Source organism: Streptomyces sp. NPDC054765, from assembly GCF_053612065.1.
In genome coordinates this window covers 75,113-94,037 of record NZ_JBSHBP010000003.1, presented here as the reverse complement: position 1 = coordinate 94,037, position 18,925 = coordinate 75,113, and the positions used below count along the sequence as shown (strand labels likewise).

The window sequence follows — 18,925 nt, the reverse complement described above, 5'->3', positions numbered from 1 at the left end:
TCAGTGTCGTTCGTGATTGCAAGCGTCATCGGACGTACTGCGGTCGGCTCGTTCCTCCCGCGGCACCGGCCGGCATCAGACCTGTCGAGGCCGGCTCGGCCTCCCTGGAGCTCGGCCCGGAAACGAGGTCGATGATCTCGATCACGTGCTCAGGACCGGAGAGCACACCGTCCGCCGTCGGGATCCGCACCACCGCGTCGGGGTCCACCAGCTTCAGGCGGACCTCCATGGTGCCGTCGCCAGTGATCGCCGAGGACTCGCTCTCACCGGGCAGCCGCGCGGACAGCGCGTCTGCGAGTACGGCGAGGAACAGCCGGAACGCATGCGGGTCGAGCCCGTCGGGGCCGGCCAGGTCGGACAGCGGGACAGGGCCGCCGGTAGCAAGCCGGGCACGGGCCGCGGCAGTCTGAGCGGCTTCGCGCTCGACCTGCTCGGCCAGCACCTGCCGCGCCGCGGAGCGGTCGGCAACCCGGGTGGGCCGCCCACGCCGCTCGTACGAACCCGTCTCACGCAGCCGCGGACTGATCTCCAGTGGCGGTGCCTGTGCCCATGGCGTGGTGCCCGGCAGATCCGCTTCCTGCCATGCCGCCTCGGTCTCGGCGTCCACCGTCAGATGGCGGGCCGGGGTGAGGGCGAAGGCCGCCCGCCACAGCCGGTGCGCCGCGTTGTCATCCGGGGCCTGCGCGAAGAAGCGGGCCAGCGCCCGGAAGTCGGCCGACCGATCGGAGCGACCGCCACGCCGTTCGTTGAGCGTGGCCACCGTGTTGACCAGGCTGGTGATCGCGCTGACCGCCGCCCCGCGCAGCAGCTTCGCCTGCGACGGCTGCCGGCTGGACCGGCTGAGAAACCAGTCGGTCAGGCCGCGCCAGCGGTTCTCCCACGCGGTGAGCGCGGCCCGCGACGCAGCCAGCCGGGCTTCTTCCGCTTCCTGCCCGTCCGCTCCCGCTTCCGGTACGGCGTCGCCGGCCTCCCGCTGCGCGGCGGACAGCAGCAAGCGCTCCACCCCTGCCGCGTTCAGCCGGGTGAGCAGGTCCGCGATCTGCGCGCCGCGGTTGGCGAGGTCGGCGATGAAGCGCTCGACGTACTCCACCAGCCGGTCTTTGTACGCGATGAACGCCTCCTCGTCACCCTCCTGGAAGTCGATGGTGCGGCGCAGTGAGGCCATGAACGCCTGGGCGTTGTCGGCGAGGCTGCCGAACCGCTCGGCAAGGGCCAGCAGCGCGAGATGTGCCTTGGCCGGGTCAGGGTCTTTCTTCTGGGCGAGTACGAGCAGCGCGGCCAGCTGCTCGGCGATGTCCGCCAGGGCCACCGACTGCAGCTGGCCGCGCCGGCCCAGCGCCTCGTCGTACACCGCGACCGCTTGCAGCGCGGCCTGGCCGTGACGGGTGAGCTGGTACAGGAAGCGCGCCCGGTGGAAGTCCTCGACCGAGGTCACCCGGCCGGTATCGGGGTCCGCGCGGAGATTGCCCCAGCCGACCAGCTGGTCCAGCGCGCCGCCGACCGCCTCGACCGGCACCGGCGCCCTGTCCACCTCGGACCGCAGCTCCGCGGCGACGTCCTCGGGCCGCAGATGAACGATGAACCGCTCCCTGGCTTCTGCGAACACCTCCAGGACTCGGCCGTACAGGGCGGCGTTCGGCGCTTGCAGGTAGGAGAAGGGCTGAGGCGGCGAAGCGCTGGACCTCTCGCCGAATTTCGGACTGGACTTCACGGACACGCATCCCAGACTCTCAGACCGGTCTGACAACGCGGGCGCGAACGGGAAACCGGCCACTGGGAAGGATGGATGAGCCCGGAATTCCTACGGGTGGCCACGACCGCAATGGCCACCCTGGAGGCCGATGACGAGCGCGTGCATCCGGCCCGCAACCGGTGGGTGTTGTCCCGTAGCGACGTCCGTGGAAGGGTGAAGCCCCATTCGATCATGTCCCGATGGGCGCACGTCGGCGTCTAGTGATCAGGTTCCGAGGGGCACGTCGGCGTCTAGTGATCATGTTCCGATGGGCGCACGTCAGCCCTGGTGTCAGACACATCACCGCAGGCAGAAATGGCCGGCGTCCTCATCAATCGGCGGTGCCGGGTGGGACGACCCATTCGGTGGGCCGGCCGGTGAGGGAGGAGATCATGTCGAAGTCGCCGTCGTAGTGGAGGACGGTCCGTCGGTTGGCTTCGGCGGTGGCGGCGATCAGCAGGTCCGGGAGGGACAGGGCGCGGTGGAAGCCCGCGTTGAGGGCGCAGCGCTGGATCTCCAGAGCGCGGCTGAAGGCGCTGTCGTCGGTGGGTAGGTAGTCGAAAGCGTGAAGCCAGGTGCTGATGCGGGTGGCCTCGGCGTTGTCCCGTGCCGAATGGATCATCTCGTACTCGGTGGGTTGGCACACTGCGAGCAGGTAGCGCTCGTGCAGCGGCTTGAGAACTTCCTTCACGCCCGGTTTCGTCCAGCGTGCCAGGGCGGATTTGTCGATCAGGTAGCGGTCCTGCATCAGGCGGCGCGGCCTTTGTCCTGACCGTTGTCGCGCTTAAGGGACCCGTCGGCGTTGCGCGGGCCGGTGGTCTCGATGATCTCGCTGAAGTCGAGCTCGCCGGCATCCATGGCGTCGAAGAGCTCCTGGCGCAGGTGACGCTTGACGGCATCCTCCATGGCGAGACGCACGGCCTTCGCCTTCGTCTTGGTGCCGAAGATGCGCATGGCTTCGGTGACCATGTCCTCGTCGAGGTCGATGACGGTCCTCGCCATGTGGATGACTCCCTTCGTGATACCCAGCTCAGTAAACGATACCACTATCGAGCAGAAAACGATGTCGTTCTGGCAGCCCGGAAGGTAAGGTCCGCGCGAAGCTCCGCATGGTCGACGCGTGGAGGAAGCGGACAAACGGGCCAGGCGGACAGTGCGCAGTCGGCGCCGCCGATGAGGACGGCGGGGAGGAGAGCCGGCAGGGGGGAACTGACGGGGCCGAATCCTGTCGAGCGAGGCAAGACGACCCCGGATACCGCCCGCAGTTGTGTGTATCCCGACCAGGCGGCCGCGCCCGGTTCTTCGGGTTCTTTTTGGCGTCCCCGCTGCTCACACCCGTGTTAGCCGGATGTTAGCGGAGTGGCAGCCCTGCGATAGCGGGTCCGGTGAGAGTGGGTGACGTACCGAGGAGACAGCGACACCGACTGCCCCGGGGGGACCCGAAATGAGCTTCAGCGCCACTGTCCCACCGCTCGTCGCCGCACCCTGCGCGGTGCCGGCAGGCGGAGCCCTTGGGGCGGCGTTCAGCGGTGCGCCGGCTGACGGAGCGACGCACACCTGTGCAACGTCTGCCGCAAGCCGGCGATTTCCTCGCGCGGCCGGCTGCGGGAGTTGTCCCTATGGCCATCGGGCGCCACATTGCGCAACCGTTCGCACTACGTAGTTTTCACCGATGTGCCGGTGCCCTGCGGCGCGGCATCGTCAGTATCCGCCATCAGGGCGTCGGCCCCCCGAAGCAGGAAACACAGGCTCAATGATCACAGATGTGGCTCTATCGGCCGGCACGGAACTCGTGGCCGGGCAGGCGCGGGTGGGCGGGGCGGCGACCGGCTGCGATGTCGTCGGTGTCCTCGGCGCGCGCGCCGACGGCAACCAGCGGTTCAGCGGGTAGACGATGCGGAAATCTTCCCCGTCCCTGCCGGCCGACTCGCACGGGGACGCGCTGGCGGCCCTGCGGAGACGGGTGTTCACCGGCCGGGTCGCCGAACTGCGGATGCTGCGGGACCTGCTGCTCAGCGACCGGCGGAGCTGCTTCGTGGTATGGCTGCACGGCATGGGCGGCGTGGGCAAGAGCACCCTGCTGCGCCGGTTCGCGGACGAGGCGAAGACGCACGGCAGGGCCGCCCGCTGGGTCGACATGCGGCGCACGGATCCGACGCCGGAGGCGTTCTTGGCCGCGCTGGAGGCGCAGGGCCCGCTGGAGGAGGCGCAGGTGCTGCTGGTCGACTCGGCGGAATCGCTGGGAGCGCTGGAGCACTGGCTGCGTGACGAGTTCCTGCCACGCATGCCCGCGCATGTGCTGGTCGCGGTCGGCGGCCGGCGGCCCCCGTCGGCCGAGTGGCGCACCGACGCGCAGTGGTGGCACGCGCTGCGCAGTGTGGAGCTGGACGGCATGGACGACGCCGAGGCCGCGCAGCTGCTGCTCCACCGGGACGTGGACGGGCCGGCCGTCCCGGACCTCGTGCGGGCCGCACACGGACTGCCGTTGGCCCTGGCGCTCTTCGCCGACGCGCGGGAACGTGCCACGCGGGCCGGGGAGCCGCACCGCGGCTGGGAGTTGGGCGACTCCCCTGAGCTGGTGCGCGAGTTGCTGCGACTGCTGCTGCGGGAGAGCCCGTCGCCGGACCGGGCCGACGCGCTCCGCGTGCTGGCGCTGGCCCGGGTGACCACCGAGGAACTGGTGCGGCACACGCTGGAGGTACCGGTGGCCGAGGCGCGGACGCTGTGCGCCTGGCTGAGCGGTCTGTCGTTCGTGCACAGCACCGCCGACGGCCTGGTCCCGCACGAACTGGTGCGGGAAGCGCTGGTGGCCGATCTGCGCTGGCGCGGACTGGAGACGTACGAGCGCCTCTTCCGCCGGCTGCACGCGCACCTGGCCGAGCGGCTGGCGGAGCACGGCGGCGGCCGCTGGGTGTTCGGTGCGGGGCTGGCCTACCTGGGCCGGACGAACCGGATCGCGCGGGAGGCGGTGGACTGGCACGGCGCGGACCGCCTGCAGCTGCGGGCCGCCCGTCCGGCGGACCTGGACGACGTGCTGGCCGCGATCGAGAAGGAGCACGGCTGGGCGGCCGGCCGCCTGGCACGGCAGTGGTGGGACCACCAGCCGACGGCCTTCATCGTCGCGAAGGACGGCCGCCGCGGGATTGCCGGCACGCTCGTCGCGCCCTGCCTGGAGGCCGGTGCCACCGGGCTGCCCGACGATCCGGTGGCGCACGCCGCGCTGGAGCACGCGGCCGGCCGGTCGCCGCTGCGGCGCAGTGAGCGGCTGCTGCTGGGGCGTTGGAGCACCGGCGGCGCGGCGGTGGCCTGCTCCGCGTTGACCACGCTGTGGGCGACCACGCCCGGCCTGGCGATGAGCTGGACGTGCACGGCGCAGGACCAGCGTGCGCTGTCGTCGCTGCTCGAGCTGTACGGGCAGCAGCGCACGGCCCCGGTCGACGGCCCGCACGGCGAGCGGGTGGCGCCGTTCGTGCAGGACTGGCGCAGCGCACCCTTCGACCGCTGGGCCGTGGCGCTGCGCACCCGGCTGCTGGCCGACGAGCCCTCGGCGAACCCCGCGCCGGTCACCGACGGGGCGGCTCCCGTCATGCCGTGGCCGCAGTTCGCGGACGCCGTCAAGCACGCCTACCGCAGCGCGCTGAACCCGCGGCAGCTCGCGGAGAGCGCGCTGCTGGGGACCCGGCTGGTGGCACCCGGCGCGGACGCGGCGGCGCTGCGCGCGGTGCTGACCGAGACCGTGGCGCAGTTGCGTGCGCTTCCCGGACAGCGGCAGTTGGGTGACGTTTTGGAGATCACCTATCTGAGCGGGCCGCGCAGCCAGCAGGCCGCGGCGAGCCGGGCGTCACTGTCCTTCAGCACCTACCGGCGCCGGCTGTCCGCCGCGCTGACGAGGGCGGCGGAACTGCTGCGGGAGCGCGAGCTGTACGGCCCGGTACCGCGGTGAGGCGGCACCGACGCCGCTGATCTCGCGCTCCTCTTGCCCACGGACCGGACCCGCGCGGGGCCCCCGGTGATTCACCGGCCGGGGGCGGGGCGGGCGGGGCGGACGGAGGGGACGGAGCGGGCGGGGGCGGACCTGCCCGCACGGGCGGACCTGCCCGCACCTCTACTGCCCGGTCATCCGCCCCGCCACGGCCCCGGCCGGACCGAACGTGGTGCCGGTCTCCGCACCGAGCAGGCCGGAGAAGCTCTCGGGCACCGGCGCCCTGGCCCGCCCCGCCGGAACGCAGCCAGGACGCGGCCCCTGCCGCTTCGGCCGGGAGGGGGGCCGTCCGGTGGTCAGCCCGCCGTCAGCCGGGCCTCCTGGGGCAGGTCCTCGGGCAGCAGCTGCCGCAGGTCGTCCAGGCTGGGTGCGGAGATCGCCCCGATCCGGCGGGCCTGCCGCGTCATCATCGCCTCCAGCGTCTGCCGCGAGGTGCGGGCGTTGCCGAACGAGCGGTCGCGCGGCAGCCGGTCCAGGTAGGCGTGCAGCGCCTCGCGGGTCTCGGGCGCGCAGTCGTAGCCGGAGGCCGTCGCGTAGCGGCTCATGATCTCCACCAGCTCGTCGGTGGAGTAGTTCTCGAACTCCACCGTGCGCGCGAAGCGGGAGGCCAGGCCCGGGTTGGAGGCCAGGAAGCGGTGCATCTCCTCGGTGTATCCGGCGACGATGACGACGACCTCGTCGCGGTGGTCCTCCATCAGCTTCAGCAGCGTGTCCACCGCCTCCCGGCCGAAGTCGGAGCCGGCGTGCTCCGGCGTGAGGGTGTACGCCTCGTCGATGAACAGCACGCCGCCCAGGGCGCTGTCGAACGCCTCCTTGGTGAGCTGCGCGGTGTGGCCCACATAGCGGCCCACCAGGTCGGCGCGGGCCACCTCCACAAGCCGGCCGGTGTTCAGCACCCCGAGGGAGTGCAGCAGGTCCGCGTAGAGCCGGGCGATGGTGGTCTTGCCGGTACCGGGCGGGCCGGAGAAGACCAGATGGTGGCTGATCTTCGGGACGGGCAGGCCCACGGCCTGCCGTTGCCGGGTGGCCGAGAGCAGGTTGACCAGGTCGGTGACCTCCTGCTTGACGGCGTGCAGGCCGATCATGGCGTCGAGTTCGGCCAGCAGCTCGGCGGAGCCGCGCCCGTCCGCAGTCTGGGCGGCCGCCGCCTGGTCCGCGACGTCCTCGGGCAGCAGGAGTGACAGGTCGGCCTCGGCCGGGTTGTCCAGCGAGCCGAGCCGGTACGCCTGCCGGTCCACCATCTCCTCGAACACCTGGCGTGCCGCACGGCCGTTGCCGAACCCGGCATCGCGCGGCATCTGCTCGTAGTGCCGGGCGAGCGCGTCCAGGGTGCTCGGGTCCAGCGCGTAGCGGTGCGCCTCGCACATGCTCTCGGTGATGGTCACCAGCTCGGCGACGGAGTAGTTGGCGAACTCGACGGTGCGGGTGAAGCGGGAGGCCAGACCGGGGTTGGAGGTCAGGAACGAGGCGATCTCCTCGGTGTATCCGGCGACGATGACCACCACGTCGTCCCGGTGGTCCTCCATCAGCTTCAGCAGCGTGTCGATGGCCTCCCGGCCGAAGTCGGCACCGGAGCCCTTGCTGTCGGACAACAGGGTGTACGCCTCGTCGACGAACAGCACGCCGCCGATGGCCTCGTTGAACGCCTCGGTGGTCTTGATGGCCGTACCGCCGATGACCTGGGCGACCAGATCGGCCCGGGAGACCTCCACCAGGTGGCCGGAGGGCAGCACGCCCAGCTCGGCCAGGATGCCGCCGTAGAGCCGGGCCACGGTGGTCTTGCCGGTGCCGGGCGGGCCCGAGAAGACCAGGTGGCGGCTCATCGGCGGGGCCGGCATGCCGAGGCTGGCACGGCGCTGCGCGAGCTGGTTGAGGCTGATCAGGGTGCGCACCTGGTGCTTGACGTCGCCCAGCCCGATGAGCGACTCCAGCTCTCCCAGCGGGCCCTGCTGCAGCTGCCGGCCCGGCCCGCTGCCGGCCCCCTCGGCGGCGAGGTCGCCCGCGGTCTCGCCCCAGGAGTCCGGGGCGGAGTTGCCGGTGCTGTTGAGCCCCTCGACGGTGAGCCGCTCGCTGGCGCGGGTCTGCTTGAGCCCGGCGCCCCGGTTGTCCCGGACGGCGCAGTCGGTGAGGGTGACCTGCTCGGAGCTGTCGACCCGGGCGCCGTCGCCGGTGCTGCCGTTCAGCTGGCAGCCGTCGAGCGCCGCCCGGCCGCCGTTGGCGACCAGCAGGCCGTGCGCCCCGGAGCCGGTCACATGGGTGCGGCTCGCGGTCAACTCGCCGCCGCTGTCCACGTGCAGGCCGGCCGCGTGGCCGGCGTCGATCTCGCAGTCGCGTACCGTGGCCCGCCCCTCGGAGCCGATGTGCACGCCGGCCTGGCCGGTGGCGCGCAGCACGGTGTCGGCCAGCTCCGGCGCGCCGCCGTTCGCGATGAACACACCGGCGCCCTCGGAGCGCTCGATCGTGCAGTCGTGCAGCCGGCCGCGGCCGTCCTCCAGGACCTCCACGGCGTGGCCGCCGGCGCCGGTGATCCGGGCCTTGCGCAGCAGCGGATTGGCGCCGGTGCGTATGGAGACGCCGACGCCGGACGCGTCCAGCACCTCCAGGCGGTCGAACTCCGCCGAGGAGTCCTCGGCCAGCAGGACGGCGGCCGTCTTGTCGGCGCACTCGCGCACGGTGGTGCCGGTGAGCAGCGGGGCGCTGGACCCGGCCACCCGGATCGCGGCGACGGCGGCGGTGTCGAACCTGCAGCCTTCCAGGACGCCCCGGGAGCGCTCGGTCACCGTCAGCCCGTTGCCCTTGGTCCGTGCGGTGGCGCAGCGCAGCAGCTCCGGGTCGGCGCCCTGGGACAGCACGATGCCGGGGCCGCTGGTGTCGGTGACCGTGACCTCCTCCAGGGTGGGCCGGGCGCCGCTGGTCACGTAGACGCCCACCGAGGTGTCGTGCACGGTGGTGCGCACCACGCGGGTGGCGGACCGGCCCTCCAGAGCGATGGCCGGCTTCTCGGTGCCGGAGATGTCGCAGTTCTCCACCCGGCCCTGCGCCTCGCCGTTGGCCAGCACGCCGTTGCCCTGCGCGTCCCGGATGCGGCAGCCGCGCACCGTGGTGCGGGCCTGCTCGCCGAGGACGACGCCGGAGGTGCCCAGGTGCTCGATCAGGCAGTCGGCGACGACGCTGTCGGTGGGCGCGGTGTCCACCACACCGGCGCCCTCCGGGTTGGAGACCCGGCAGTCACGCATGGCCAGCGAGCCGGTCTCCCGGGCCAGGACCGCGGTCCAGCCCGAACCCACCACGGTGCAGCCGTCCATGGCGACCTGGCCGCGCGGCGCGTCCACCACCGGCAGGTCCTCGCTGCCGCCGCGCAGCATCAGGTCGGTGAGCATCACGGCGTCCGCCACCAGCACGACGGCGGTGCCGCGCGCCGGGCAGATCTCCACGCTGCCGCGCTCGCCGTCGGCGACGATGGTCAGCCGGGTCTTGACGGTGAGGTTCTCCCGGTAGCGGCCGGGCTTGACGCGGATGACGGCTCCGGTGCGCGCCTGCGCCAGGGCCTCGCCGATCGTCGGGAAACCGTCCGTCCCGTCCGGGTCGACCCTGAGCAACTGCCGTGACACGCTGGGACCTCCTCGTTGTGGTGCTTTCCGGCCCCGGTGACCCGAGTTTTTTGGGGGCTGTGGTGGCGGTCAGAGGACGCGCACTCCAGCAGGCTACGGGAAGTCGGTCGCCATCAGCCAGGCATGTCCGGCGAGTTACCCGTCCTGGTGGGCCGCCCGCACTGTCGAACGTGGGTACCCGCCACGTACCATGCGCGCATGCGACGCGCACTCTCTCACCGTCTTCCGGTGGCACGGGCGGTGGCCGCCGCACTGCTGGCCGCGCTCTCGCTGGCCGCCGCAGCGGCGCCGGCCGCCGCCGGTGACATCCAACTGCCCACCGTCACCTCGGTGCTGCCCGCCGGCGCGCCGTGCGCCAAGGCGTCGACCGACAAGGCCGAGAAGCAGCCGTGGACCTACCAGCCGCTGGGGCTGTCCCGGGCCTGGAAGTTCAGCGAGGGCGCCGGGGTGACCGTCGCCGTGGTGGACACCGGCGTCGGGACCGGCATCCCCGCGCTGTCCGGCCGGGTCGAGGCGGTCGGTGACGCGGGCGAGGACTGCGTGGGCCACGGCAGCTTCGCGGCGGGCCTGATCGCCGCCGCGCCCGGCGCGGGCGTGGGGGTGGCCGGACTCGCGCCGCAGGCCCGGATCCTGGCGGTGCGCGGCACGGACGCCCGGGGCGAGACGACGGCCGGTCAGCTCGCCGACGGGATCCGCACGGCGGCCGACCGGGGAGCCGGTGTCATCTACGTCGGGCAGGCGGTGGCCACCGGCAAGGACGAGCTGACCGCGGCCGTCGCGTACGCGGCCGAGCGGGGCGCCCTCGTTGTCGCTCCGATCGTCCCGGACACCCTCCCGAAGGACAGCAGTACCGGCAAGCCGGTGCAGCCCGCGCCCTGGTACTGGCCCGCGTCCGCGCCCGGAGTGCTCTCCGTCATGGACTACGGCCCCGACGGGCAGCGTCCGCAGGACGCCCCCCAGGCGCGCAACGCGGACCTGGGGGCCCCGGGCGACGCGGTGGTCAGCGTCGGGCCCAAGGGTGACGGCCACTACTTCGGATCCGGCTCCTCGCTGGCAGCCGCGCATGTGGCAGGTGCCGCGGCCCTCGTCCGCGCCCGGCACCCGAAGATGACGGCCCAGGACGTCGCCCGCCAGCTCACGGTGGCCGGCTACCCGGACGACCCGCCGCGGCTCGACCCGTACGCGGCGCTCACGACGCTGCTCACCGACAAGCAGGGCACCGCACCCCGGCAGGCCGCGGCGCACGTCCCGGCGCCGGCGCCGCGCGGGCCGCAGAACCGTGCGCTGCTCATCGCCGGAGCGGGCGGCGCGCTGGTGCTGCTGGTGGCCGGCGGCGCCGTGGTGATCCCCCGGGGCCGGGCCAGGGGCTGGCGGCCGGCCGGGGCGCCCGACGACGAGCGGCCGGCGCCTGCGGGGGGCGGGGGCCGGTAGGCCCGTCGCTCGACAGAGACGGAAAAGCGCAGGCCGGCGCGCATGTGCAGGGTTCTGCGAACAGGACGACGGCCCCCGCCGCGTGGCGAGGGCGGGCGCAGCGCCCGGGTACGGGCCCAGGTCTCCAGCAGGCGGTTCACGTTGCCGCGACAGCCGCACCGGAGGCCACAAGCAGGGCCAGATACCCGATCGCGTGAACTCGGTCCGGGAGCGGCAGCGGACGTCGACGGAGCACCACGATGACGGGCAGCGCGCTGACGAGCAGCGCGGCCGCCGCGAAGACATCGACCGAACCGACCATCCCCTGCGCGCCCGGCACCGGCCGCCCCGTCGCCAGGGTCAGCACCGCGGCGGGCACCACGATGGCCAAGGTCAACGGGTTCGCCAACGCGGTGGCCTGAGCCATCGGCGCACCCGCTCGACGCAAGGCAGGAACGGTCATCACACTGCCCCCCACACCCAGCAGAGTCGCGACCGCCCCGATGAGCACCCCGGCCGGGGCGGGGATCGCGTGCCGCGCGCCACGGCCTTCCCCGTCCGCGCCGGCGTCCGGGGCCACCGGGCGCGTCCGCACGAACCCGCGCCGCAAGACAAGATCGACGAACGTCGCGCCGATGTATGCCACGAACGCCCACCGCACCCACGCGCCGGGCAAGCCCGGCGCCGCAACCGCTCCCAACAGACCACCGATGGCCAGGCACCCCAGCAGGACGCGACGCGGCGCCAGCCACGCCAACGTCGAACGCGGCGTGGCCGCCGTGGCGATCGCCGCGTTTCCCACCATCACGAGCAGCGACGTCGCGGTAGCCACCCGCAACGCTTCACCGCCCAGCGCGTGGTCGGCCCACGCGATCAGCGGAACGGCCACGAACCCGCCACCGAACCCGAACACGACCGTCGTCACTCCGACCAGGACACCGATGAGCAGCAGCACAAGAAAAGTCACCCCGTGATGCCACCACCCCGACCCGAAGGCCAGCAATCGACAGGACGCCACAACCTATCGAGTTTCCGACAGTAGGGTCGGTGCGTGCGGAACATCCCCCTCGCCCGGATCGATCACCTCGACCGCGACGTCCTGCCCATCGCCACGGACTACCCGGACGGCTACCTGCTGCCCTCGCACCGACACCGCCGTGCGCAAGTTCTGCACGCCGCGAACGGCGTGATGAACGTCCAGCTCAACGATGCCGCCTGGACCGTCCCGACCGCGCAAGCCGTCCTCATCCCACCCGACACCGATCACGAGGTCCACTTCGACGGGGTCACCACCTTGAGCCTGTACGTCGAACCCCGCGCCGTGCCGTGGTGGCCGGGCGCCGCGACCGTCATTGAGGTCCCACCCCTGTTGCGCCAGCTCCTCGTCGCCGCCGCTGACGTGCCCGTCGACTACGACACCCACGGTCGCGACGGACAGCTCGTCCTGCTGATCCTGCACGAACTCGCCGCAGCAACCCCCTTGCCGCTGTCCCTGCCGCTCCCCGCGCGCGGGCCGACGCGCGACCTGTGCCTGGACTACCTCGCCAACCCGACCCTGGACATCACGAACACCACCTGGGCCGCCCGGCTCAACCTCGGCGAACGAACCCTGGACCGGACCTTCCGTGCCGCCACCGGAACATCACCGGCCGCGTGGCGCACCCGCGCCCGCATCCTCGCGGCAATCCCCCTACTCGCCCACACGCCCGTCACGGCCGTCGCCACGCGCCTCGGCTACTCCTCACCCGCAGCCTTCACCGCAGCCTTCACGGCCGCGCTCGGACGGCCCCCCACCGCCTACCGCGCCCACCCCTGACCCACCCTCAGGTCCGTAGAGCCCGGTTACCGGCATCTGCTGATCGGCGCCCACCAGCAGTTCCCCTGCGGTTCGGTCCCGGCCCGTCGTCGCGAGCGCGCGTTGACCTCGTGCTGGATATGTCCTGACCTTGTGGTGAGCATCGTGATGTTCCAGCATTGCGCCCATCACGCCAGTGATGGCGCGCGGTTGCGCGCAGATGCTCCGTAGGGCCAGGCGGTGCGCTATCCCGTCATGGTCGCTACGTTGTGACCGAAACGGGAGAGAAGTCATGTTCAAGACCGCACTGGCCGCAAAGGCCGGTCTCGGCGTCCTCGCCACGGGAGCCCTGGTCCTCGCCATGGCGGGCCCGGCTTCCGCCGAGACCCGTCTCCTGCCCCACTACACGGCATCCTTCCAGGAGTGCCAGACGCTCGGTAACCAGGCTGCCCAGCAGGGTTTGCTGACGGGGTTCGACTGTGTCGACAACGGTTTTGCGGTCATCATGTACCCCTGGTGACCCATTCATTCCATAACGACCGGTAAGACCGTGTCTTCCTCTGCCCCGGTGTCACGCCGGGGCAGAGGTTTTTTCAGGTTTCCGGGGCGCGTGCCGGGTGTCGGAGCGGACGGCCACCGGCCGGCGGCGCCCAAGTGAGAGGGACAAGAAACAGTGACGGGGCCGGTCCCGCGTTGACTGCCGGCTGCTGGGTCGACCTCGTCCTCTCCTGTGCGGATATCTCTTGGCTGCGCGACTCCGACTGGGGCCGGAGCTTCATCGACCTCTACGGCCAAGGGGATGACCCCGGAGAGTATGTGCCGGTGTTCCAGCGGACGCTGAAAGTCACGAACGGCGAGGACTTCTGGTTTCTCGACCCGACGGAGAGCAGCCCGGAAGGCGAGTGGGCCGCCTACCTCTTCCAGCCCAAGTACGGCCAGTTGGAGAAGTTCAGCAGCTTTGCCGAGCTGTGGCATGAGAACCGGCGAACCATGGAAGGGTTCGCCGGGAAGTAGCCCACCGTCGTCGCCAGGACGCCGTCGCCGCCCGGCTCGGTCGCCCGGGGCGACGTCCGCGGCGACGGCATCACCGGCGGCAATCCGGCCCGGCCGGGTCCCCTCCGGGTCCCGGCCGGTCAGGCGACCGGCGGCCCCGTCAGATAGGTGCCGTGACGGTCGTACGGCCACGGGTTCGCCACGCAGCCGTGCAGCCCCTTGATCTGCTGCATCATCACGGGAGCGGGCCGGCCCGGCGCGGGACACGACGCGTGCCCGTGCCCGAGGAAGTGCCCTATTTCGTGGTTGATCGTCAGCGCGTGGTAGTCGGGCAGGTTGTGCTGGTAGTAGGGGTTGGCCAGCAGCCAGCGCTTGATGTTGACCACCACGTTCTTGCCGACGCGGCAGTTGACCTCGCCCCCGGTGTCGAGGCCGCCTTGCCCGCAGATGCGGTCCACGGTGCCGGGCGTGGCGACGACCACGGTGAAGTCGTGTGCGCCGCTGGTGACCTGCTGGAAGGACGCCTCGCCACCGGCCGTCCAGCCGCGAGGATCGGCCAGGATCCGATGCACCTCGTCCGAGATCGCCTTCGGGGTCTGGGCCAGGTTGTTCTCCACCTTGACCTCGTAGTGGAAGAACCGGCCCGCGCTGCCGATCCGCGGTCCTGAGACCGTCGCCATGCGGAATTCCCCGGGGCCGTTCGCCGGGTAGCGCCCGTCGGATGCGCCCGGCGGCGGCGCGGTCGCCCCGCCGCCGGCCCGCCCGGGATGGTGCTCCGAGACGAACCCGACGCCCAGGACCGCGGCCGCGGCGACCAGCGTGACACCGCACACCACCAGCAGCACGGAGCGTGACCGCGAGCGCCGGCGCCCGTTGCCCTGCGACGGCGGGACAGGTGACATCGATGACTCCCCGTCGGACCGCGGCCTGCTCATCGGTTGCGTCCGGTGTCCGGCGTGCGGGCGCCGCCGACGGGCCGGGCCATGCGCCCGCGTGCCCGGGTGGTGCGGGTGACGCCGGTGTTGCCGTACTGCTCATTCATCGTGCTCTGTCCCATCCGCAGAGGCCGCTTCAACCTCATGCGCTAAGTCAGATGCACGCACAGCGGCAAAAGTTCACGGGGAAGGGCACCGGATCGTCATGGCGCGTGGACCGCGGCCCGGCGGGAGGGCGGCCCCGCCGGGCGCGGCACCTCACTCCCCGTCGTCCATGAGTGCCGTCTGCACCTGGGTCGCCTTCCGGCGGACGACGTGCGTGGCGCGTCCCGGCGGCATGGTGCGGCCCTTGATGTTGCCGATGAGGTAGCCCTCGGTCGGCGGGCAGGACAGCAGCAGGGCGGGGGTGTTGACCTCCTGGAGGCGTCGCATCAGATGTTCGCTCAGACCGCGGCTGGCCCCGGCCGCCGCGCGGGCGACCACCATGTGCAGCCCGACCTCGTAGCCGAGCGCGAGGTGCGTGAGCAGCGGGTCGAAGGGCGCGTTGCCGATGCCGGTGCCCAGCATGTCGTAGTCGTCGACGAGGATGAACAGGCGCGGCCCCGTCCACCAGTCGCACAGCCGCATCCGGGCCGGGGTGATCTCCTCCCCCGGCAGCCGGGTGCGGACCGCGCGGGCGGCGCCGTCGACCAGGTCCTTGAGCGCGTCGACGGAGACGGCGTGCCCGAGGCGGTACTCGTCCGGGATCGCCTCGACCAGGTCGCGGCGGTAGTCGACCACCATGATCCGGGCCTCGGCCGGGGTGTAGCGGTCCATGATGGCCTTGGCGGTCCGCCGCAGCATGTTCGTCTTGCCGCTCTCGGTGTCGCCCACCACGAACAGGTGCGGATTCTCGGCGAAGTCGTGCCAGACCACGGAGAGTTCGTTCTCCTCCAGGCCGATCGGCATCCGCATGTCGCCCTCCGGTGCGGGCAGCTGCCCGACCGGCAGCCGGGTCGGCAGCATCCGCACCTGCGGGGTCTGCTGACCGGGCCAGCTCTCCTTGATGGCGGACACCAGGCCGGCCACCCCGTCGGCCAGGTCCTCGGCGCTCTCCCTGCCGTCGATGCGGGGCAGCGCGCCCAGGTAGTGCAGCTTGCCCTCCCGGGTCAGTCCGCGGCCGGCCAGCCTCGGGACGGTCGAGGCGCGGCGGGTGTCGATCTCGGAGTCCATCGCGTCACCCATCCGCAGCTCCAGATGGGTGGCCGCCTGATCGCGCACGCCCGAGGAGAGTTCGACCCAGCGGGCCGTGGTGACGATGAGGTGCACGCCGTAGTTGAGGCCGCGGGCCGCGATCCCGTTGAACGTCTGGATGTAGCGGTCGAAGTCCGCCCGCACCGTGGACCAGCCGTCGATGACCAGGAACACGTCGCCGTAGTGCTGCTCGGGGAACTCCCCGGCGGCCCGGCGCCGGCGGAAGGTCGGCATCGAGTCGATGCCGTGCTCCAGGAAGAACCGCTCCCGCGCGCTCAGCAGCGAGGTGATCTCGGCGATCGTACGGCCCACCCGCTCGCTCTCCAGCCGCGCCGCGACGCCGGCCGTGTGCGGCAGTTCGGACAACGAGGCCAGCGTGCCGCCACCGAAGTCGAGGCAGAAGAACTGCACTTCGCGCGGGGTGTGGGTGACGGCGAGCGCGGTGAGGAGGGTACGCACCAGGGTGCTCTTGCCGCTCTGCGGGCCACCCGCGATGGCCACATGGCCGCCGGCGCCGGACAGGTCGACCGTCAGCAGGTCGCGCATCTGCTCGAAAGGCTTGTCGACGATGCCGATGGGCACGGTCAGCCGGCCGCGGCCCGGCCAGCCCACGGTGGTCAGCCCCAGCTCGGGGTCGGGGGTGAGCGGCGGCAGGATCTGGTCGAGCGTGGCGGGCTGGTCCAGCGGCGGCAGCCACACCTGGTGGGCGGGCGGACCGGCGTCGCGCAGCCGGTCCACGGCGACGGACAGCAGGGTGTCACCGCTCTCCTCCTCCGGCTCCGGCTCGGGTTCCGGAAGGTCGGGCAGCTGGCGCGGCACCACGTAGCCGGAGGTCCACGGCACGGTCTGGCTGGCCACCCGGGCCTGGTTGGCGCTGGAGTGGCGCTCCTGGTACGGGCCGGAGACATAGGCGGCGCGGAAGCGGGTCAGCGCCTCCACCCCGGACTTGAGGTAGCCGCTGCCCGGCTGCGGCGGCAGCTGGTAGGCGTCCGGCACCCCGAGCACGCCGCGGCTCTCCATGGCGGAGAAGGTGCGCAGCCCGATCCGGTAGGACAGATGGCTCTCCAGCTGGTGCATCCGGCCCTCGTCCAGCCGCTGCGAGGCGAGCAGCAGATGGACACCGAGGCTGCGCCCGAGCCGCCCGATCATCACGAACAGTTCCATGAACTCCCGGTGCGCGGCCAGCAGTTCGCTGAACTCGTCGACCACGACGAACAGGCTGGGCAGCGGCGCCAGCGGGACGCCGGAGGCGCGCGCCTTCTCGTAGTCGAGCGCCGAGGTGTAGTTGCCGGCCGAGCGCAGCAGCTCCTGGCGCCGCATCAGCTCGCCGTGCAGCGCGTCCTGCATCCGGCCCACCAGCGCGGCCTCGCCGGCCAGGTTGGTGATGACGGCCGAGGTGTGCGGCAGCTCGTCCAGGCCGAGGAAGGTGGCGCCGCCCTTGAAGTCGACGAGGACGAAGTTGAGTGTCTCGGAGGAGTTGTTGAGCGCCAGCGCCAGCACCAGGGTGCGCAGCAGCTCGCTCTTGCCGGAGCCGGTGGCCCCGATGAGCATGCCGTGCGGCCCGGTGCCACCCTGCGCCGACTCCTTGATGTCCAGCTCCACCGGGGCGCCGTCGGCGCTCACCGCGATCGGCACCCGCAGCCGGGCGGGGCCGGTGCTGCGCTGCCAATGGGCGTGCGGTTCATGGCGGGACAGGTCGGAGATCCCCAGCAGCGTGGTCAGCTCCAGGTTGGTGGACAGCGGTGCGGAGGTGTCCGCGCCCACCCCCATCCGGTACGGGGCGATCCGCTTGGCCAGCGCGGTGGAGCCGGTCGGCCCGAACCGGTCGGGACGGCCGAGCCGGGTGGTCTGCTCCTTGCGCTCGCGGTCGGTGCGCACCAGCGCGAAGTCGTCCTCGGACACTTCAAAGCGCAGCGTGACCCGGCCCGGCCGCCAGGTCAGCGCCCCGCTCAGGTCGAGGACCACGGTGTTGCGGAAGCCGGAGCCGTCCAGCCGGTGTCCGGAGGGGACGCTCCCGCCGTCCACCACGATCACGGTGAAGGGCTCCTCGCGCCCGGCGACCGCGTCGGGGTCGAACGGCGGGCGCTCCAGGAACTCCGCGCCGAGCAGGTCCTCCAGCTCGTTGAAGGCGGAGACGAACATCCGGGCCGGGCCGGCGCCGTCGCTCTCCTGCGGGTGCAGGTTGTGCGGGAGCCACTTGACCCATTCCCACTCGGCGCGCCGCTCATCCGACACGCACAGCGCCACCCACACGTCGTCCGGCGCGTGGAAGGTCGCCAACTGGGCGATCATGGCGCGGGCCAGGGAGCGCGTGCGCTCCTCGTCACCGCGCAGCAGCACCCGGGCCCAGGCCCGCAGATAGATGGCGATGGGCTGCTCGGGCACGGTGGCGTAGGCCCGGATGAAGCTGCGCAGGGCATGCGCGGACAGCGGCTCCAGGTCCTCCACGGGCGTGGTGGAGTTCGGCGTCAGCCGCAGCCCCAGCTGCTGGTCGCCCACGGCCACCCGGACCTCGCCGAAGTCCTCGTCCTGCGGGCGGCGTTCCCACAGCCGGGTGGTGCCCACCATCGACCACAGTGCGGCCGGCTCGGGGTGCCGCCAGGCCAGTGCCTTCTGCTGGTCGGACACCGCGGCCCGCACCTTGCGCCGGGTCTGGGTGAGGTAGCGCAGGTAGTCCCGGCGCTCGCCCTTGAGCCGCTGTTTGCGCTCACTGGCCTTGCGCATCATCTGACCGACCATCATGGCCCCGGACGCCAGCACCATCATGCCGACGGCCAGGTACATGAAGTGGCCCCCGGAGTTACCGCTCATGCCCGGCCGCATGAACATCAGCATCATGGAGACCGACATCATCGCCATGGGCAGATAGGTCCACACGGCGGAGCTGTCCGGCACCACTTCGGGCAGTGTCGGCGGCTCCTGGAGGGTCAACTCCCCTTCGGGCATGTCCGGGCCGCGGCGGCGGGCCGGCCTGCGGAACAGAACCACACTCAACGGACGGTCTCCTAACGGGCAGCGCTGCGCGGCACAAGGGCATCTTCGATGGAGGGAAGGGTCGTTGTCAGAATTGACGTGCTCATTTTTGTGTCAATTCATGGCCAACATGCCCTTGCCTGTGCCCACTTTGCTCACCTGGTATTTCGGTTTGCTCTGTCGCCCCGTACGGTGAAAGCACCGTACGGCGAATGCCCGACACCACCACGTGTGGGAGGAAGTTCGCCTTCGCCCACGAAC

14 protein-coding genes are annotated in these 18,925 nt (G+C 71.9%); 6 read left to right on the top strand and 8 right to left on the bottom strand.

What is annotated here, in order from left to right; translation table 11 throughout:
- Nucleotides 1–25: 25 nt before the first annotated feature.
- From ACWGJY_RS03195 to ACWGJY_RS03185, 3 genes are all read right to left on the bottom strand, one after another.
- A complete protein-coding gene (locus tag ACWGJY_RS03195; protein WP_453259075.1) occupies nucleotides 26–1,717 on the bottom strand; it encodes a TIGR02677 family protein in 1,692 nt (563 codons plus the stop codon).
- 346 nt (nucleotides 1,718–2,063) lie between these two features.
- The gene (locus tag ACWGJY_RS03190) at nucleotides 2,064–2,480 is read right to left on the bottom strand and encodes a PIN domain-containing protein (protein ID WP_453259074.1); all 417 of its coding nucleotides are present in this window, start codon (nucleotides 2,478–2,480) and stop codon (nucleotides 2,064–2,066) included.
- Entirely contained in the window at nucleotides 2,480–2,734 is a 255-nt protein-coding gene (locus ACWGJY_RS03185) for a type II toxin-antitoxin system VapB family antitoxin (RefSeq protein WP_453259073.1), read from the bottom strand. The genes ACWGJY_RS03190 and ACWGJY_RS03185 overlap by 1 nt, the downstream gene beginning before the upstream one ends.
- Before the next feature lie 751 nt (nucleotides 2,735–3,485).
- Here ACWGJY_RS03185 and ACWGJY_RS03180 point away from each other — a divergent pair.
- Nucleotides 3,486–3,623 carry a hypothetical protein gene (locus ACWGJY_RS03180; RefSeq protein WP_453259072.1) on the top strand — a complete coding sequence of 46 codons (138 nt, stop codon included), beginning with the start codon at nucleotides 3,486–3,488 and terminating at the stop codon, nucleotides 3,621–3,623.
- 3 nt (nucleotides 3,624–3,626) lie between these two features.
- Nucleotides 3,627–5,675 carry an AAA family ATPase gene (locus ACWGJY_RS03175; RefSeq protein WP_453259071.1) on the top strand — a complete coding sequence of 683 codons (2,049 nt, stop codon included), beginning with the start codon at nucleotides 3,627–3,629 and terminating at the stop codon, nucleotides 5,673–5,675.
- A 335-nt stretch (nucleotides 5,676–6,010) separates the two neighbouring features.
- Here the strand turns inward: ACWGJY_RS03175 and ACWGJY_RS03170 are convergent, their stop codons facing one another.
- A complete protein-coding gene (locus ACWGJY_RS03170) occupies nucleotides 6,011–9,325 on the bottom strand; it encodes a right-handed parallel beta-helix repeat-containing protein (RefSeq protein ID WP_453259070.1) in 3,315 nt (1,104 codons plus the stop codon).
- A 198-nt stretch (nucleotides 9,326–9,523) separates the two neighbouring features.
- Between ACWGJY_RS03170 and ACWGJY_RS03165 the strand changes: the two genes are divergently transcribed.
- On the top strand, nucleotides 9,524–10,756 hold the full coding sequence (locus ACWGJY_RS03165) for a S8 family serine peptidase (RefSeq protein WP_453259069.1): 1,233 nt from the start codon (nucleotides 9,524–9,526) through the stop codon (nucleotides 10,754–10,756).
- 136 nt (nucleotides 10,757–10,892) lie between these two features.
- On the opposite strand, the gene ACWGJY_RS03160 is transcribed toward ACWGJY_RS03165, so the two are convergent.
- On the bottom strand, nucleotides 10,893–11,702 hold the full coding sequence (locus ACWGJY_RS03160; RefSeq protein WP_453259068.1) for a TSUP family transporter: 810 nt from the start codon (nucleotides 11,700–11,702) through the stop codon (nucleotides 10,893–10,895).
- Between the two features lie 84 nt (nucleotides 11,703–11,786).
- On the opposite strand from ACWGJY_RS03160, the gene ACWGJY_RS03155 reads away from it, so the two are divergent.
- The 3 genes from ACWGJY_RS03155 (at nucleotide 11,787) to ACWGJY_RS03145 (ending at nucleotide 13,544) form a co-directional block, all read left to right on the top strand.
- Nucleotides 11,787–12,551 (top strand): AraC family transcriptional regulator, encoded by a 765-nt coding sequence (locus tag ACWGJY_RS03155; RefSeq protein ID WP_453259067.1) that lies wholly within the window; start codon nucleotides 11,787–11,789, stop codon nucleotides 12,549–12,551.
- A gap of 271 nt (nucleotides 12,552–12,822) precedes the next feature.
- On the top strand, nucleotides 12,823–13,050 hold the full coding sequence (locus tag ACWGJY_RS03150) for a hypothetical protein (RefSeq protein ID WP_453259066.1): 228 nt from the start codon (nucleotides 12,823–12,825) through the stop codon (nucleotides 13,048–13,050).
- A gap of 173 nt (nucleotides 13,051–13,223) precedes the next feature.
- On the top strand, nucleotides 13,224–13,544 hold the full coding sequence (locus ACWGJY_RS03145) for a hypothetical protein (RefSeq protein ID WP_453259065.1): 321 nt from the start codon (nucleotides 13,224–13,226) through the stop codon (nucleotides 13,542–13,544).
- Nucleotides 13,545–13,663: 119 nt separating this feature from the next.
- Here the strand turns inward: ACWGJY_RS03145 and ACWGJY_RS03140 are convergent, their stop codons facing one another.
- From ACWGJY_RS03140 to eccCa, 3 genes are all read right to left on the bottom strand, one after another.
- Nucleotides 13,664–14,425 carry a DUF3152 domain-containing protein gene (locus ACWGJY_RS03140; protein ID WP_453259064.1) on the bottom strand — a complete coding sequence of 254 codons (762 nt, stop codon included), beginning with the start codon at nucleotides 14,423–14,425 and terminating at the stop codon, nucleotides 13,664–13,666.
- A gap of 29 nt (nucleotides 14,426–14,454) precedes the next feature.
- Nucleotides 14,455–14,580 carry a hypothetical protein gene (locus tag ACWGJY_RS03135; protein WP_453259063.1) on the bottom strand — a complete coding sequence of 42 codons (126 nt, stop codon included), beginning with the start codon at nucleotides 14,578–14,580 and terminating at the stop codon, nucleotides 14,455–14,457.
- Between the two features lie 136 nt (nucleotides 14,581–14,716).
- A complete protein-coding gene (gene eccCa, locus ACWGJY_RS03130; protein WP_453259219.1) occupies nucleotides 14,717–18,679 on the bottom strand; it encodes a type VII secretion protein EccCa in 3,963 nt (1,320 codons plus the stop codon).
- Between the last annotated feature and the right edge of the window lie 246 nt (nucleotides 18,680–18,925).